General features: G+C 64.8%; 15 protein-coding genes. 3 read left to right on the top strand and 12 right to left on the bottom strand.

All coding sequences use genetic code 11. The features are described 5' to 3' along the window. The first annotated feature begins 348 nt into the window (after nt 1-348). Entirely contained in the window at nt 349-2,016 is a 1,668-nt protein-coding gene (locus tag L0U83_RS00730; protein ID WP_233879023.1) for a Na+/H+ antiporter, read from the top strand. Between the two features lie 76 nt (nt 2,017-2,092). On the opposite strand, the gene L0U83_RS00725 is transcribed toward L0U83_RS00730, so the two are convergent. The 6 genes from L0U83_RS00725 to L0U83_RS00700 form a co-directional block, all read right to left on the bottom strand. Further along, nucleotides 2,093-3,397, bottom strand: coding sequence for a solute carrier family 23 protein (locus tag L0U83_RS00725; protein WP_233879022.1), 1,305 nt, complete (start codon nt 3,395-3,397; stop codon nt 2,093-2,095). A gap of 383 nt (nt 3,398-3,780) precedes the next feature. After that, a complete protein-coding gene (locus tag L0U83_RS00720) occupies nt 3,781-4,404 on the bottom strand; it encodes a DUF2239 family protein (protein ID WP_233879021.1) in 624 nt (207 codons plus the stop codon). Between the two features lie 91 nt (nt 4,405-4,495). Beyond that, nucleotides 4,496-6,010: a sensor domain-containing diguanylate cyclase gene (locus tag L0U83_RS00715; RefSeq protein WP_233879020.1), complete on the bottom strand. Its 1,515-nt coding sequence runs from the start codon at nt 6,008-6,010 to the stop codon at nt 4,496-4,498. Nucleotides 6,011-6,342: 332 nt separating this feature from the next. Continuing rightward, on the bottom strand, nt 6,343-7,122 hold the full coding sequence (locus L0U83_RS00710; protein WP_233879019.1) for an HvfC/BufC N-terminal domain-containing protein: 780 nt from the start codon (nt 7,120-7,122) through the stop codon (nt 6,343-6,345). Next, nucleotides 7,119-7,967 (bottom strand): MNIO family bufferin maturase, encoded by an 849-nt coding sequence (gene bufB, locus L0U83_RS00705; RefSeq protein ID WP_233879018.1) that lies wholly within the window; start codon nt 7,965-7,967, stop codon nt 7,119-7,121. Before bufB ends, L0U83_RS00710 begins: the two co-directional genes overlap by 4 nt. 40 nt (nt 7,968-8,007) lie before the next feature. Further along, nucleotides 8,008-8,262 (bottom strand): BufA1 family periplasmic bufferin-type metallophore, encoded by a 255-nt coding sequence (locus L0U83_RS00700; RefSeq protein ID WP_233879017.1) that lies wholly within the window; start codon nt 8,260-8,262, stop codon nt 8,008-8,010. Nucleotides 8,263-8,536: 274 nt separating this feature from the next. On the opposite strand from L0U83_RS00700, the gene L0U83_RS00695 reads away from it, so the two are divergent. After that, nucleotides 8,537-8,845 carry a DUF4148 domain-containing protein gene (locus L0U83_RS00695; protein WP_233879016.1) on the top strand — a complete coding sequence of 103 codons (309 nt, stop codon included), beginning with the start codon at nt 8,537-8,539 and terminating at the stop codon, nt 8,843-8,845. A gap of 252 nt (nt 8,846-9,097) precedes the next feature. On the opposite strand, the gene L0U83_RS00690 is transcribed toward L0U83_RS00695, so the two are convergent. Continuing rightward, a complete protein-coding gene (locus L0U83_RS00690) occupies nt 9,098-9,391 on the bottom strand; it encodes a hypothetical protein (RefSeq protein WP_233879014.1) in 294 nt (97 codons plus the stop codon). Between the two features lie 148 nt (nt 9,392-9,539). Here L0U83_RS00690 and L0U83_RS00685 point away from each other — a divergent pair, with 148 nt between their 5' ends. Beyond that, the gene (locus L0U83_RS00685) at nt 9,540-9,986 is read left to right on the top strand and encodes an SRPBCC family protein (protein ID WP_233879012.1); all 447 of its coding nucleotides are present in this window, start codon (nt 9,540-9,542) and stop codon (nt 9,984-9,986) included. Between the two features lie 44 nt (nt 9,987-10,030). Here L0U83_RS00685 and ggt read toward each other — a convergent pair whose 3' ends face one another. The 5 genes from ggt to L0U83_RS00660 all read right to left on the bottom strand — a co-directional run bounded on the left by ggt (nt 10,031) and on the right by L0U83_RS00660 (nt 14,921). Further along, nucleotides 10,031-11,623, bottom strand: coding sequence for a gamma-glutamyltransferase (gene ggt, locus L0U83_RS00680; RefSeq protein ID WP_233879010.1), 1,593 nt, complete (start codon nt 11,621-11,623; stop codon nt 10,031-10,033). Nucleotides 11,624-11,693: 70 nt separating this feature from the next. After that, entirely contained in the window at nt 11,694-12,494 is an 801-nt protein-coding gene (locus tag L0U83_RS00675; protein WP_233879009.1) for an amino acid ABC transporter ATP-binding protein, read from the bottom strand. 1 nt (nt 12,495) lies between these two features. Further along, entirely contained in the window at nt 12,496-13,263 is a 768-nt protein-coding gene (locus L0U83_RS00670) for an amino acid ABC transporter permease (protein ID WP_233879007.1), read from the bottom strand. 15 nt (nt 13,264-13,278) lie between these two features. After that, on the bottom strand, nt 13,279-14,097 hold the full coding sequence (locus L0U83_RS00665) for an ABC transporter substrate-binding protein (RefSeq protein WP_233879003.1): 819 nt from the start codon (nt 14,095-14,097) through the stop codon (nt 13,279-13,281). Nucleotides 14,098-14,150: 53 nt separating this feature from the next. Continuing rightward, a complete protein-coding gene (locus tag L0U83_RS00660) occupies nt 14,151-14,921 on the bottom strand; it encodes a GntR family transcriptional regulator (protein WP_233879001.1) in 771 nt (256 codons plus the stop codon). Nucleotides 14,922-15,108 lie beyond the last annotated feature (187 nt).

Raw genomic sequence — 15,108 nt, 5'->3', positions numbered from 1 at the left:
TGCGTCTACGCCCATCGCGTGCGCCGCGAAAGGGCACGCCATGCACCGTGCGAGGCCTCGCAGGGTGCACCGATATCGTGCGCCTTTCCACGCGCCTTTGCTTCGGTGGTGGCGCACACAGGCGCTCAAATTGCCGCATATCGGGCGCCTTGCCGCGGGCAAATTCGGGCTAAATGCGCGCCTCGCGGCGGCTTACATACGCGTCAGGCTACACTCTCCCTCGACCGGCGCGCCCCTCTCTAATGCGCGCCAGAACGCAGTGCCGTACCGCGCGTGAAGAAAGACCACGGTTTCCCTCTTCGGCGCTCTCCCCCGCATAGTCCCGTTTCGCCCCCGCTACGTTTTTCGATGGACATCCTCTTCACCGTTCTCATTCTGCTGCTTGCTGTCGCCGTGTCCGGCGTCCTCGCGCGCACCGTGCCCCTCAGACTGCCGTTGCCGCTCGTGCAGATCGGCATTGGCGCGCTGCTCACGTTTCCGCTCGTGAATCCGCACGTCACGTTCGATCCCGACATCTTCATGGCGCTGTTCATTCCGCCGCTGCTGTTCGCCGACGGCTGGCGCATGCCCAAGCGCGAATTCTTCATGCAGCGCCGCGCGATCCTCATGCTCGCGCTCGGCCTCGTGCTGCTGACGGTCGTCGCCGTGGGCTACTTCGTGCACTGGCTCGTGCCGCAAATTTCGCTGCCCGTCGCCTTCGCGCTCGCAGCCGTGCTCTCGCCTACCGACGCCGTGGCGCTCTCGGGCATCGCCGGCAAGGACAGGATTCCCTCGCAGCTCATGCACATCCTCGAAGGCGAAGCGCTGATGAACGACGCCTCGGGCCTCGTCGCGCTCAAGTTCGCCGTGGCGGCCGCGCTCACCGGCTATTTTTCGCTGCGCGCGGCAGCGCTCAGCTTCGTCCTGATCGCGGCGGGCGGTCTCGCGCTGGGGGCGTTGATCGGCTGGCTCTTCAGCTTCGTTTCGGAGCGCTTTCTCAACGTGACCGAAGACGGCGACCCCGCACCTGGCGTCGTGCTCACCTTGCTGATTCCGTTCGCAGCCTATCTGTTCGCCGAGCACCTCGAAGTGTCCGGCGTGCTCGCGGCCGTGTCCGCCGGCATGACGATGAACTACACGAGCGTCGCGCACAAAGGACCGGTGTCGACACGCGTGCGCGCATCGAGCACCTGGTCGATGATCGAGTTCGTCTTCAACGGCATGGTGTTCACGCTGCTCGGCCTGCAGTTTCCCGGCATTCTCGGCAAGGCGCTGCTCGACGCGCACCACACGAGCAACGTGCAGATGCTGCGCCTGCTCGGCTATATCGCCGCCGTACTCGCGGCGCTCTACGCCATGCGCTTTGGCTGGGTGTGGCTGCTGCGCTGGGTGGCGAGCCGCCGCGCCGCGCGTCACGGCGTGGCGAACGCGGTGCCCGGCCTGCGCACGGTGGCGATCACCACGGTGGCGGGCGTGCGCGGCGCGGTGACGCTCGCGGGCGTGCTCTCGCTGCCCGTGGCGCTCGCCAACGGCAGCCCGCTGCCGGGGCGCGACAGCGCCATTTTCATCGCGACGGGCGTGATCCTCGCTTCGCTGCTGGTGGCGATCGTGGGCTTGCCGCTCCTGCTGCGCGGCGTGCGGCGCGGCGCTCAGGGACCGCACGCGGCCGAGGAGCGCCAGGCGCGCATCCAGGCGGCGCAAGCGGGCATCCGCGCCGTGGATGCGGTGCACGAAAAGGTGAGCGAGGATCTCGACGAATCGCAGGCCGCCTATGCCGCCGACACGACGGCGCGCGTGATGGACACCTACCGCAGACGGCTCGCCTCGCTCGACGCCGACCGCGACCGCAGCGCGCACGCGCGCCGCTCGGACGCGCTGGAGCTGGAAATGCGCCTCGCGGGCATGCGCGCCGAACGCGCGGCGCTGCTCAAGCTGCGCAACCAGATGCAGATCAACGACGAAACGCTGGCGAAGCTGATGCGCGAAGTCGATCTCTCGGAAACGGCGATGACGACGCGCGGGCGCAATCGCAACTGAGTGCGCGCTTGGCGCAGAGCAGAAGAAGGAAGGAAAACGCGGCGCCGAGGACCGGCGCCGCGTGTCGCGGTGAGGCTTAAACCGCGGCTTCCTGCGCCGGCTTGCGGCGCAGCAAAGCGTAGAGAATGATCGCGCCGAACGTGGCGGTGCCGATGCCGCCCAGGCCAAAGCCGCCGAGCTTGAGCGAAAAGTCGCCCGCGCCGAGCACGAGCGTGACGGCGGCGACGATGAGGTTGCGGTTGTCTGAGAAGTCCACCTTGTTGACGACCCAGATGCGCGCGCCCGTCACGGCGATGAGACCAAACACGACGATCGAGACGCCGCCGAGCACCGGGCCCGGAATCGTCTGAATGACGGCGCCGAACTTCGGCGAGAAGCCGAGCACGATCGCGATGAGCGCGGCGATCACGAACACGAGCGTCGAGTAGATCTTCGTCACGGCCATCACGCCGATGTTTTCCGCGTAGGTCGTCACGCCCGTGCCGCCCGCGAAGCCCGAAACGATCGTGGCGAGCCCGTCGCCGATGAACGCGCGGCCCACGTAGCGGTCGAGGTTGTATCCCGTCATCGCGGAAACCGCCTTGATGTGGCCGAGGTTTTCCGCCACCAGAATCACGGCGATCGGCACGAGCAGCGTCATGGCGTGCGGATCGAACACGGGCGCGGTGAACTTCGGCATGCCGAACCAGGCGGCGTTCGCGACGATCGAGAAGTCGATCGGCTTGCCAAGGCCCATGCCGTTCGTGACGATTGCGTAGATCACGTAGGCGATCAGCAGGCCGACAAGAATCAGCAAACGCTGCAGCATGCCGCGCGTGAACACGGCCACGCCGCCCACGCAGAGCACGGTGACGATCGCCATCCACGAGTCGAAAGTCGAGCCGCTCACGCCCTTCACGGCGATGGGTGCGAGATTCAGCCCGATCACGCAGACGATCGCGCCGGTCACCACCGGCGGCATGAGCGTTTCGATCCACTTGGTGCCGACGGCCGAGACGAGCAGGCCGATCAGCGCATAAACCACGCCGCACGCGATGATGCCGCCGAGCGCCACGGGAATGTTGGGATTGGGTCCCTGCCCGCCGTAACCCGTCACGGCGATCACGAGGCCGATGAACGCGAAGCTCGAACCGAGATAGCTCGGCACGCGCCCGCCCACCACCACGAAGAACAGCAGCGTGCCGACACCCGACATGAAGATGCACAGGTTCGGGTCGAAGCCCATGAGGAGCGGCGCGAGCACGGTCGAGCCGAACATGGCGACGACGTGCTGCACGCCCATGGCGAACATCTGCGGCCAGGCAAGGCGCTCGTCGGGGGCCACGACGCTGCGGGCGTCACCCGTCTGCGCGCGCCAGCGGGGGAAGTAGGAGTCGGACATGGGTTCCTCTTGTCGGCGTGATTTGCGGTCTGGTTTCTGGTTTTGATTGTTGGCGCGAACGCGTCGATGCAACGGCCGCCCTTGATGCAGGTCAGGCGGGAGTGTACGGAGCCGCAATCCGCGTGGCAAGCCGGATGTCGGGCGTCCGAAACGATGCCGGCGGCGGTCGATTCGATCTCTTAAGTAGATGCCGAATGGAGTTTAAGACTTCTCCTATATTCGGGGCGGGATGCCAGATCTAGACTTACCTTGTTGTGTGAGCCCATGACAGTTCATGCACGGGTTGTAAGTTGTAAACTCTCCGACTTCTCCGCTCTCGCTCCCCCGCTTGAGCGGTTTTTTTTTGCCCGCTCAATTTGGCCGCACTTTGGCCGCTCGCATGTTCAGGCGAATGCGGCTTGCGCCAATTCCCGCGCGTAGTCGCGCACGTCCTCCGGCCAGGGTGCAGTCGCCGCTTCGAAGCGGCTTCGCTCGCCCGCGTAGAGCGCGCGCAACGCCTCCTCGTAATTCGGCAGATTGCCGGCCAGTGCGGTCATGAAGCGATGTGCGGCTTCCTGGCTTGCGCGCACGCGTTCGCGCGCCTCGCTCGCGTGGCGCGCCGAATCGACGAGCCGGCGCAGCACTACCGAAGCACCGCCCGGCTGCGCACCGAGCCAGTCCCAATGACGCGGCAACAGCGTCACCTCGCGGGCGACCACGCCGAGCTTCGGGCGGCCGCGGCCGCGCGGGGCGTCTTCGGGTGCTTCTTCGTCGATGACGTTCTTCGCGCCTGCGTCCTGCTCGCCGATCGCCTGCGAGGCGAGGCGCGCCTCGATGTCCTTTTCCGCGCCGCGCAAATCGAATTCCACCGGGCGCGCGTCGCGGTCGTCGAAGACCAGCACTGCCGCGCCGTTTTCGTCTCCTTGAAGCTCAAGTTCCGCCTTGACCGCCAGCGCCACCCGAAGCTGCACGCCCCGCGCGATCAGGCGTGTGCCCGCAAATGCGGTGCAACTGTTCGCCACCACCATGGTTTTCTCCTTCTCGATATCCAATGATGGGACGAATATTACCCGGGTAAATTACGATGCGCAATATCACCCGGGTAAAATTTGACCGCGGTCAGCTGGAATGGCCTTCGACATCCGTGCCGCGCGCGTCGTCGGTCGTGGCGGGCAGCCATGCCGCCACGCGGTTGCGTCCGGAGCGCTTGGCCGTGTATAGCGCTTCGTCGGCGGCGTCGGTCAGCGCGCGCCAGTCGGCGAACACGCTTTGCGTCGTGCACGCCACGCCCACGCTCACCGTGAGCACGCCATTCGGGCTGTCGGCGTGCGGTAGCGCCAGCGCCTCGATCGCGGCGCGCAGTTTCTCGGCCAGCGCGAGCGCCTGGGCCTCGCCCGTTTCGGGCAGCAGCAGCACGAACTCCTCGCCGCCGTAACGCGCAGCACAGTCGGCCGCGCGGCGTGCGTGTGCGCCGAGCGCGTGCGCGACGGCCGCAAGCGCGTCGTCGCCCGCCAGGTGGCCATAGCGGTCGTTGTAGCGCTTGAAGCGGTCCACATCGAGCAGCACGAGCGCGAGCGGACTGCCCGAGCGGCGCGCGCGCGCCCATTCCTGGTCGGCTCGGGTTTCGAAGGCGCGCCGGTTCGCGAGCGACGTGAGCGCGTCGGTGCCTGCCTGCACGCGCAGCTCCGCCTCCACCGCGCCGCGCAGGCGCAACTGGCGCGTGAACATGACCGCGAGCGCGATCAACGAGACGTCGAGCACCGCCGTGAGCGTACCGATGATCCAGGCGCGCACGCGCCATTCGCGGTAGATGTCATCCGCCGCGACGGCCACGCTGAACACGAGCGGATAGCCGTCCACGCGCCGCAGCGCGAACCAGCGCCGCACGCCGTCTATCGGGCCGAGCGAGAAAAAGCCGCTAGCCTGCGATAGCTGGAAGCGTCGAAAGAGCACGGAGTCCGCAACGCTTTTGCCGATCAGATTGGGGTCGTACGGGCGACGCATGAGCAGCGTGCCGTCGGCGAGCGTGAGCGCCACCGTGCCGTTCGCGCCGATGTTCACGCCGCCGAACAGTTGCCGGAAATAATCGAGCCGCATCGTGCCGACCACGACGCCCGCGAACGAGCCGTCGGGGTTCGAGAGGCGTCGACTCATGCCGATGGTCGCGTTGGCCGGCCCGTCGCGTGGAATGAACGGGTGGCTCAGAAAGAGCCCCGCGTGCGGCGAGTCGCGCTGCGCGATGAAAAAGTCGCGGTCGGCCACGTTGAGCGCGCGCGGCGGCACCGAACGCGAATCGAAGACGACGTCGCCCGCCGCGTTGGTGACGAAGATCGCGCCGAGATTCTTTGCCGTGGCCGAGCGGTCGAACAGCACGTTCTGGCGAATGTCGGCGGGCAGCGCGGCGAGACGCGGATCGTCGAAGGCGTCGATGACGGCTTGCAGCGAAAGGTCGTAGATGTCGAAATTGCGCGCGGTGTCGCGCTCGAAAAGCAGCGCCATGTTGGAGGCGGACGCGCGGGCGCTCGCGAGCGCGTCGTGCCGCATTTGCGCCATGACCCACGCGGCGACCAGCGTCAGCACTGCGGCGAGCGCAATGCCGATGGCAAGCACGGCGTTCGGTCGGCGGATCATCATCTCGGGTCTTCGGGGAGCTGGCCTTGCACTGGCGCCGGTTGCCGGGCGCTTGCCTGCGCCCAACCGCAAACGATGCCCGGCGCCGCGCACGCCGGTATGCAATCGAGTGTACAACGGCCGCCGGGCGCACGCCGTGCGTATGCATTCATCCTCGCATGCCGCGTGAAGCGTTGCTATGCGGGCAAGTTTGGTTGGGCTGGTGTTTGGGGCGAGGCTCGCTTTCGCGCACTATTCTCCTGAATAAAGTGCAAATCGAGAGGAATGGTGTTTTTGTTAGTTTGGATTCCTCTGCTTTATGGCGAGACAGCGTATGCGCTTGTCATGCCGCAGGGTCAGTCGCCGCGCACGCCGACGATTGCGTGCGCCTCGATCCACGCGCGCCACTGGCCACCGAAGTCGAAAGCCGGGTCTATGTCGAATGCCAGGGCTAGCGCATTGTCGAGCGTGGCGCCGTCTCGCAGTGCGACGAATGCGGCGTGCGCGGCTTGTGTGTGCACGAGTACCGTGGGCCGCCACTGCGGCCGGGCCACGAGCGCCCACGTTGGCGCATCCACTCGCTCAGGCCACACGCCGCCCGGCTGATGCGCCCGCCAGATCGCCACGGCGTCGAAGCGCAAAGAGAGCGCCGCGCATGCCGGATGAACTACGAGATGCGATTGAGCAAGACGCTCTGCGTCCAGCGCTTGCCATTGCTGCGCGTTGAGCGACATGGCGTTCGCTGCGTAATGGGCCGCGTGCAACGCCCATTCGAGTCGCCCGACATCGCCGAAAAACGCGTAGCGCGCGTCGGTCTCGTAACGTTCGATGAATTCGGGCAACTGCGCACCGAAGCGGTTCAGGTCCGCATCGCGCGAAGGATGCGCGCGTGCGTAGGCTAGCGCGAGTGCATCGAAGTAAGTCTCGCCTGTCAGGGCCGCAAGTACCGGATAGGCGTTCGCGAGCGCAAGTCGCCGCGCCGCGCGAGCGTTGCCGCGATAAAGACCCATGCGCTCGTGCAGCAGCGCTGCGTCGGCGGGAAACATCTCGCTGGCTAGCGAGGCATCGGCGTTGGGATCGTCCAATGCGGCAGCGAAGGTTTGCTGCATCGCTTCCAGCGTTTTGCGCGCAGTCATGAGCGCAACTCCGTTGCGCCATGCGCGTGCTTCGCGAGCCGCTCGCGCGCTAGACGCGCTTCGTCGAGCAGCACCTCGAGCGCAGGCACCGCCGTGTCCCACTCGATGAGCGTGGGCGTCGCGCCAAATCGCTCGAGCGCGGCTTCATAGAGCGACCAGACCGCCGGCGCGACGCGCGAACCGTGGTCGTCGATCACGGCGGCAGGCGTTGTGCGATGTCCCGCCAGATGGATCTCGCCGACGATCTGCGGCGGCAGCGCGGTCATGGCCGCCAGCGCATCTTCACCGTGGTTGCGTTGATTCACGTACAGATTGTTCACGTCGAGAAGCACGCCGCAGCCCGTGCGCTGCGCGAGCGCTGCGAGGAATTCCGCCTCGCTGTATGTATCGCCGCGAAATCGTACGTAGGTCGAAACATTTTCGATCAGCACGGTACGGCACAGCGCGTCCTGCATCTGCGAGACGCGCGCGCTCAAGTGATCGAGTGAGGCTTGCGTGAGCGGCATCGGCAGCAGATCGTGCAGCGCGCCTTGTGCGCTCGCGCCCCAGCACAGATGCTCGGAGACGACAGCGGGCTCGATGCGCGCCACCAACCGCGCAAGCCTCGCGAGATGCGTCGTATCCAGCGGCGCAGCCGAGCCAAGCCCGAACCCCACGCCGTGCAGGCTCACCGGCAAATCGCGGCGCACGGTTTCGAGCACGTGCAGGTCGTAGCCGCCTTCGCCGAAGTAGTTCTCGCTGTGGACCTCGATCCAGTCGAGCGCAGGCGGCCCCGTCATGAAGGCCTCGTAATGCGCGTGACGCAGGCCAATGCCGACGCCAGTTAGTACGCCTGGCTTGCTCATCTTGTGCACCCATTTGAGCGCGCCAGCTCAACCGCGAGGCTCATGCTTCCGGCTTGCCGCCCAGCTTCTCGCACGTGCCCTTCGGCATGGTCTTGAAGTCGCCCTTGTCGTGATCGACTTTGGCCTGGCCCGCGCAGTCGTGCACGCCGGTCTTGCTCGAACAATCGTTCTGGCCGGCCTTGGCAACGCCGTAGCAATTCACGGTGTCGTCCGCCCGGGCTACGCCCGCGCCCGCCGTCGCAAGACCCGCCAACGCGGCGGCGATCAGCGCCTGGCGGCCGAGAGAGTTCTTCATGGCGTTTCTCCTTGAACTTCGAAATGGGTTTCGCAGTAAGCGATTGAGCACGCAGCCTTAGAAACGACGCGGCCTCAAGCGCCCTATTTTGCCTCACCGGGCCGCGCGTGGTCGGAGCGAAGCGCCGCACAACGCCGAGATTATTGCAATCACGGTAATGATGTTTGCTGGATTGCGGTATTTTTCTTTGAAGTGCACTGCAATAAAGTCTCATCAACGGTTCGAACAACACAATTGTTACGGATCGACGACATAATTTTCGGAGGTTGTTACCATGAAGAATCTGATTGCTGCTGCACTCGCCGCTACCGTCCTCGCCGCTCCGGCCCTGTCGTTCGCACAAGCCGAACAGGCGCCCGTGACGCGCGCTCAAGTTCGCGCCGAACTGGTCCAACTGGAAAAGGCTGGCTACCGTCCGAACCTCTCGAGCCCGTACTATCCGGAAGACCTGCAGGCTGCCGAAGCGCGCGTCGCCCAGCAGAACGGCGCAGCGCAAGCCACGGCTTACGGCGCATCGACGAACGGCAGCGTCCAGTCCGGCACCCGCGCACCGAACATCAAGCCGACCTACTTCGGCCAGTAATTGCGGCTAACGCGTGGTGCTAGTGCACCACGCGTGCGACGCCTGGCGGGCCCGCTCTCCCGATTGAGAGAGAGCGGGCCCGCTGTTCATTTCTGCGCCGCGCGTGCAACGCGCGCGGCGCAATGAACGGCGCGCCCACGAAAACCTCCGCCGCCGGAAATCCGGTGGCTTTGCCCGGACTGCGGTCCGGGCCTTTTTCCTCCTTCCCTCTCGCGACACATACGGCCCGCCTTTCTGGCGCGGGCCGCCGGCTCAGAAGCCGTGGGTGACGAGCGAAAGCACGGAAAGATCGGGGTGCGTGCCGTCGATGATGCTGCGGCCCACGTGCACCGCCTCTTCGGTGGCGTCCTGCTCGCTGCGCCAGGTTTCGTCGCCGTTCGCGTGATAGGCGACCGTGTGGCCCGGTTTCGCGGGATTCGCGCCGGGATGGCAGACGTAGGCCGTATAGGTGTAGCGGTTCGCGCCTTCGTCGGTTGGCATGGCGCTGACATGGATCTCGAAGCCTTCGTAGTCGACCTGATGCATCGCAAGCGGTTGAGCGCTCATGGTGACCTCCGGGTGCCGCCGGTTAGCGGCTGCGGGCTATCCGGCCGCTGGGTGCGCGACCGGGCGTTCGGTATTGGGAAGTTTAGGCGATGGGTCCCGGGCGGGTGGCCTACTATTGCATGGCGATCCACCACCCTGGGAGCTAGACATGGCATCGAACACCGTTCGCCTGCATCGTGTACTGCGTGCGCCGCCCGAGCGCATCTACCGCGCCTTCCTCGACGCCAGCGCAGTCGTGAAATGGCTGCCGCCCAATGGCTTCACCTGCACGGTTCATAAACTCGACGCGAAGGTCGGCGGCCACTACCGGATGTCGTTCAAGAACTTCACGGCCGGCCACGGTCATTCGTTCGGCGGCGAATACCTCGAACTCGTGCCGAACGAGCGTTTGCGTTACACCGGTGTATTCGAGGACGAGCACCTGCCCGGCACCATGCAGACGACAGTGGAATTGCGCGCGGTGTTTTTCGGCGCGGAAATGACCGTCGTGCAGGAAGGCATACCGGAGATCATTCCGGTCGAGGCGTGTTATCTCGGCTGGCAGGAGTCGCTGGCGTTGCTCGCAAAGCTTGTCGAAGCCGAAATCCAGCAGTAGGGAGAAAGGGGCGAGCGCCCCTTTCTTTTTGACCGCGTGCTGCTTCAATACCCGAGCGCGCAGCCATCCTTGCGATGATCGGACGCGCCGGTCAGCACGCCCCGCTCCCAGTCGATGCGAATAGCCTGCGAGCCGCCAATCGGGCCGGCCGCAGGCACGAGCTTGAAGCCGCGATCGGCGAGCACCGCACGAGTGTCGGCTGGCAACGTCGATTCGATTTCGACGGTTCCGGTGCCCGGGCGCGGGAAGACGCGCGGCAGATCCATCGCGGCCTGCATGTCGAGGCCGTAATGCAGCACCTTGGAGAGAAAATGCGCGTGGCCCATCGCCTGATAGTGGCCGCCCATCACACCGAAACTCATCTGTACGCGACCGTCGCGCGCGACCATCCCCGGGATGATGGTGTGCAGCGGACGCTTGTGCGGCGCGATGGCGTTGGGATGGCCGGGCTCGACAGAAAAGCTCATGCCGCGGTTGTGAAGCATTACGCCAGATTCCTTGCCCATCAGTCCGCTGCCGAATGGATAGAACAACGAATTGATGAAGCTTACGCAGTTGCGGTCGCGATCGACCACGGTGATGTAGACCGTGTCGCGGTGCTCCACCTGGGTCAGCGCAGCAGCCGGATCCAGCACGCTTTCCAGGTCGATGCGGCTGCGCAGTCGGTCCACGTATTCGTCGGAAAGCAGGCGATCGACATCGACGGCGCCATCGCGCGGATCGCCTAGAACGGCGTCGCGCACAGCGTAGGCAAGCTTCGCCGCCTCGATCTCGCGATGCAGACGGTCGGGGTCCAGCGGGCTGCCTTCGGCGTCGTACTTGTCGAGCAGACGGAGCAACAGCAGCGCGATGACGCCCTGCCCCGCAGGCGGGCACTCGATCACGTCGTAGCCTCGGAACTTCGCGCGGATTGGCGTGACGTATTCGCCCCGGAATTCCGCGAAGTCTTCCAGCGTGTGCAGGCCGCCGTGCGCCTGAAGTTGCGCGACGAGATCGGCGGCAACGGCGCCTCGGTAGAACGCCTCGCGGCCCGTTTCGGCGATGGCGCGCAGCGTGTTCGCGAGACGCGGCTGACGATGCGTCGAACCGGCGCGCGGCGCTGCGCCATCCACGAGCATGGTGGTGCGCGCTACGGCGTCACGCGAGAGCGTTTCGACTTCTGCCGCCCAGTCATGCGCCGTGCGCGGCGCGACGGCGTAGCCTTCCTCCGCGAAGCGGATGGCCGGTGCGAGCACGTCGCGCAGCGGCAGGCGGCCGTGGTCGCGATGGAGCGTGGTCCATGCGTCCACCGCGCCCGGCACCGTGACTGCGTGCGGCGAATGGCGCTGGATTGCCTCCACGCCCATTGCACGCAAGCGCTCCGCGCTCGCTGCGGCGGGGGCCCAGCCGGAGCCGTCGTAGGCGATTACGTCATCCGTGCCGCCGCGCGAATAGAGCGCGAAGCAGTCGCCGCCCACGCCCGTCGAACCCGGTTCGACCACGCACTGCACTGCACACGCGGCAATCGCGGCGTCCATGGCGTTGCCGCCGGCAGCGAGAATCTGCACGGCCGCGAGCGTAGCGCCCGGATGCGAGGTCGCGGCCATGCCATTGCGAGCCATGACGAGCGAGCGGCCCGGCGTTTCGAAGTTACGCATCGAAGCGTTCTCCTCTTTGTTGTCCTGATGATGTTGTATTTCAGGTGACGCAGGATTGTGGCTACGTCTACTACGCGGACGCGGGCATGGCAGTGCGCAAAGTGCGCTTCAAGAACGTCTGCGTACGCGGATGCGAAGGCGCGGTGAAGATGCGCTCGGGCGGCCCCTCTTCGATCAGCTCGCCCTGGTCTAGCACGACCACGCGGTCCGCCACCTCGCGAGCAAAGCCCATTTCATGTGTGACGACAATCATCGTCATGCCGTCTTCCGCAAGCTCCTTCATCACCTGCAGCACTTCGCCGACCGTTTCCGGATCGAGCGCGCTGGTGGGCTCGTCGAAGAGCAGCACCTTCGGCTGCATGGCAAGCGCGCGCGCGATGGCGATGCGCTGCTGCTGGCCGCCGGAAAGCTGTGACGGATAGTGGTCCGCGCGATCGGCAAGACCCACGCGCGCGATCAGCGCTTTCGCTTGCTTGATCGCTTCTTCGCGCGGCATCTTCAGCACGTGAATGGGCGCCTCAATCACGTTCTCCAGCGCCGTCATGTGCGGAAACAGATTGAAGCGCTGGAACACCATGCCGATATCGCGGCGCTGCCTTGCGAGCTGACGCGCGGAATCGCGCACCAGCGTGCCGTTCGGGCGCTCGACATAGCCGAGCAGATGGCCGTTCACGCGCACCCGCCCGCTGTCGTACGACTCGAGCAGATTGAGGCAGCGAATGAACGTGGTCTTGCCCGACCCCGACGAGCCGATCAGCACCACCACTTCCCCCTTCGCGACGCTCAACGAAATGCCGTTGAGCACCTTGGTCGCGCCGAACGACTTGTGAATGTCCGACGCCTCGATGACGATTTCGCGTGCTTCATTCATGTCAACGACCTCGCAGCAGTTTCATCGTTTGCGCGCCGAACAGACGCGTATTCGCAGCGGGCTTCGCCTCGCCGCGGCCGAAGTGCGCTTCGAGCCGCCGCTGCACGAAACCCCAGAGCGTGGTGAGTGCGAGGAAGTAAATGCCGAGCACGAGATACAACTCGAACACGCGGAAGTTCACCGAGGTGATCATCTGCGTGCTGAGCAGCAGTTCCGGCACCCCGATCACGCTCACGAGCGTGGTGTTCTTCAGCATGACGTTGAACTCGTTGCCAAGCGGCGGCACGATTATGCGGAACGCTTGTGGCAGCACGACGCGGCGCATGAGCAGGACCGAACTCATACCCAGCGAGCGCGACGCTTCGTACTGGCCTCTGTCCACCGAACTCAAGCCCGCGCGAATGATCTCCGCCTGATAAGCCGCCGAATTCATACCGAGCGCGAGCACGGCCGCCTGAATATTGCCCGGCAACGAGATGATGCCGAAGTCGAGATCGTGAAAGTGAAAGATGTTCGCCGCGGCAAATGCGGTGTACAAGAACACGATCTGCATGAGCAACGGCGTACCGCGCATGACCCAGATATAGCCGCGCGCGAGATACTGCACAGGCAGACTCGACGAAAGCCGCATGAGCGCGACGACAAGCCCGAGCGTGGCGCCGAACGCGATCGCGCAGGCGCTGATCGAGAACGTGAGCCACAAACCGTGCAGATACGCCGGGCTCGGGTCGAGCAGGAATTTCCGGAAGATTTCCCAACTGAAATTCATGGCGTCACCCCGCGCTTACAGCCGATCGTTTTCGAGCTTCCAGGTGGCGAGCATCTTGCTGTAGCGATCGCTCTTCACGAGATCGGCCACGGCCTTTGCAACCGCCGGGGAAAGTGGCTCCCCCTTGCGCGCGCCAATGCCGGTCGCAATGCGATTGAAGCCCTGCACAGCCTCCTCGAACATGTCGCCCGAGACTTGCTGGAAGTGCGCGGCGGTTTCCGACGTGGTGCCGTAGGCATCGACCTGATTCAAACGGAAGGCCTGAAAAGCATCGGCATCCGAACTATAAACGACGATGTTCATGGGCGGCTTGCCTGCGGCTTTGAGCTTCTCATTTTCCTTGTCGAGCAGCGTACCGATAGTCGTGCCGTTGAGCACCGCGACCTTCATGCCAGAGAGATCGTCGAGCGAGCGCACGTGGCGCGGGTTGCCGCGCGGCACCATGATCGACTGGCTCGAATACATGTAGTCGACGATGTCGATGATCTGGCGGCGCTCTGGCTTGTCGAAGAGCTGGCCGATCACGAGATCGCATTGCTTAGCTTGCAGCGCCGGAATCTGCCCGCTGAACGACATAACCTTCCACTCGACCTTGAGATTGCCGAGCTGCTTCGCGACGTCTTGCGCCACGTCGACGGAGAAGCCGCGCGGCTGCTGATTCTCGTCGTAGGACGCGAGCGGCGGCGCGTCCATGCTCGAACAGTACGTGAGCGTGCCGCCTTTCACGAGACCCAGATCGGCGGCGTGCGCCGCAGTGATTCCGGAAACCTGTGCGAGGAGTGCGAAGCCTGCGCAGGCGGCGAGACGAAGACGCTTGAACTGTTTTGCTGACATCGAGAGGCTCCTGGCTGAGAGTGAGGTACGACGACAGTTAGGACGCCGACGCATCATCTTTGTGACGCGGGCGATTCGAGGAACTTGATGATCTGGGGAACGGTTGATTCGAGGTGCTCGCGCAGCGCTTGCTCGGCTTGCGCGGGGTCGCGGGTACGCAGTGCGTCTATGAGGATCTGGTGGGCGGCGCGCGCGCGTTTGCGTCTGAAGGTGGCTTGTTCGATCCACAGGCGCATGGGGCCTTCTATCAGCGTGTAGAGCGAGTGGATTTGCTGGTAGAGGCGCGTGCGGCCGCTGATTTCGCACAGGTATTCGTGGAACGCGCAGTGGCGTTGGACCCAGGTGTCTGTGTCGCCTACGCCGGCGTCCATGTCTTCTAGCAGGCGTTGGAGCTTGGTTAGGTGCGCTTCGGTGCAGCGTGGGGCGGCTACGCGCATGGCCAGGCATTCGAGCGCGATGCGCATATCGAAGATGTCCTGGACTTCTTCTACTGTGAGGCCGCGGACGATTGCGCCGCGGTTGGGGCGCTGGATTATCAGGCCTTCTGCGTGGAGCCTTTTGAGCGCTGCGCGCACTGGCATGCGACTCATTGAGAGTTGTTCGGCAACCGTTTCGGCGACGATGCGCTGGCCTGCGGCGTAGCGGCCTTCGATGATGGCCTCCAGAAGGAAGCGGTAAGCCTCTTCTTCGGCGGTTAAGGCCAGGGCGGCGGAGTTGCGGACGCTGGTGGCAGGCATTTTTGTGCGGTGCGGGAGGACGTCGCTTTTTGGTTGAAGGTTGTGAGGCAGGTTACTACGAGTGGATTTTTGGATCCAGTCTTTCAAAAAAAGATTTGAAGGGCCGAACGCCGCCGCTCCGATGCGAAGGTCTCCGGGCAAACTGCTTGCAAAATCGAGCGATCAGAGGAAAAGGAGGCTGCGGATCTAAGGATTCGCCGCCTTTGACTTGTACGAAACGGTGCGTGTGGATTACGTTGCGCGGAGGAGGATCGAACTTACCCAGTAGACGCCT

Origin of the sequence: Paraburkholderia flagellata (assembly GCF_021390645.1) — a bacterium.
GTDB classification, from domain to species: Bacteria; Pseudomonadota; Gammaproteobacteria; order Burkholderiales; family Burkholderiaceae; genus Paraburkholderia; species Paraburkholderia flagellata.
This window is presented reverse-complemented; position numbering and strand designations above follow the sequence as displayed.

Coding starts and splice junctions, on each gene's coding strand:
- L0U83_RS00730 (WP_233879023.1), top strand. CDS start 349: ATGGACATCCTCTTCACCGTTCTCATTCTGCTGCTTGCTGTCGCCGTG.
- L0U83_RS00725 (WP_233879022.1), bottom strand. CDS start 3,397: ATGTCCGACTCCTACTTCCCCCGCTGGCGCGCGCAGACGGGTGACGCC.
- L0U83_RS00720 (WP_233879021.1), bottom strand. CDS start 4,404: ATGGTGGTGGCGAACAGTTGCACCGCATTTGCGGGCACACGCCTGATC.
- L0U83_RS00715 (WP_233879020.1), bottom strand. CDS start 6,010: ATGATGATCCGCCGACCGAACGCCGTGCTTGCCATCGGCATTGCGCTC.
- L0U83_RS00710 (WP_233879019.1), bottom strand. CDS start 7,122: ATGACTGCGCGCAAAACGCTGGAAGCGATGCAGCAAACCTTCGCTGCC.
- bufB (WP_233879018.1), bottom strand. CDS start 7,967: ATGAGCAAGCCAGGCGTACTAACTGGCGTCGGCATTGGCCTGCGTCAC.
- L0U83_RS00700 (WP_233879017.1), bottom strand. CDS start 8,262: ATGAAGAACTCTCTCGGCCGCCAGGCGCTGATCGCCGCCGCGTTGGCG.
- L0U83_RS00695 (WP_233879016.1), top strand. CDS start 8,537: ATGAAGAATCTGATTGCTGCTGCACTCGCCGCTACCGTCCTCGCCGCT.
- L0U83_RS00690 (WP_233879014.1), bottom strand. CDS start 9,391: ATGAGCGCTCAACCGCTTGCGATGCATCAGGTCGACTACGAAGGCTTC.
- L0U83_RS00685 (WP_233879012.1), top strand. CDS start 9,540: ATGGCATCGAACACCGTTCGCCTGCATCGTGTACTGCGTGCGCCGCCC.
- ggt (WP_233879010.1), bottom strand. CDS start 11,623: ATGCGTAACTTCGAAACGCCGGGCCGCTCGCTCGTCATGGCTCGCAAT.
- L0U83_RS00675 (WP_233879009.1), bottom strand. CDS start 12,494: ATGAATGAAGCACGCGAAATCGTCATCGAGGCGTCGGACATTCACAAG.
- L0U83_RS00670 (WP_233879007.1), bottom strand. CDS start 13,263: ATGAATTTCAGTTGGGAAATCTTCCGGAAATTCCTGCTCGACCCGAGC.
- L0U83_RS00665 (WP_233879003.1), bottom strand. CDS start 14,097: ATGTCAGCAAAACAGTTCAAGCGTCTTCGTCTCGCCGCCTGCGCAGGC.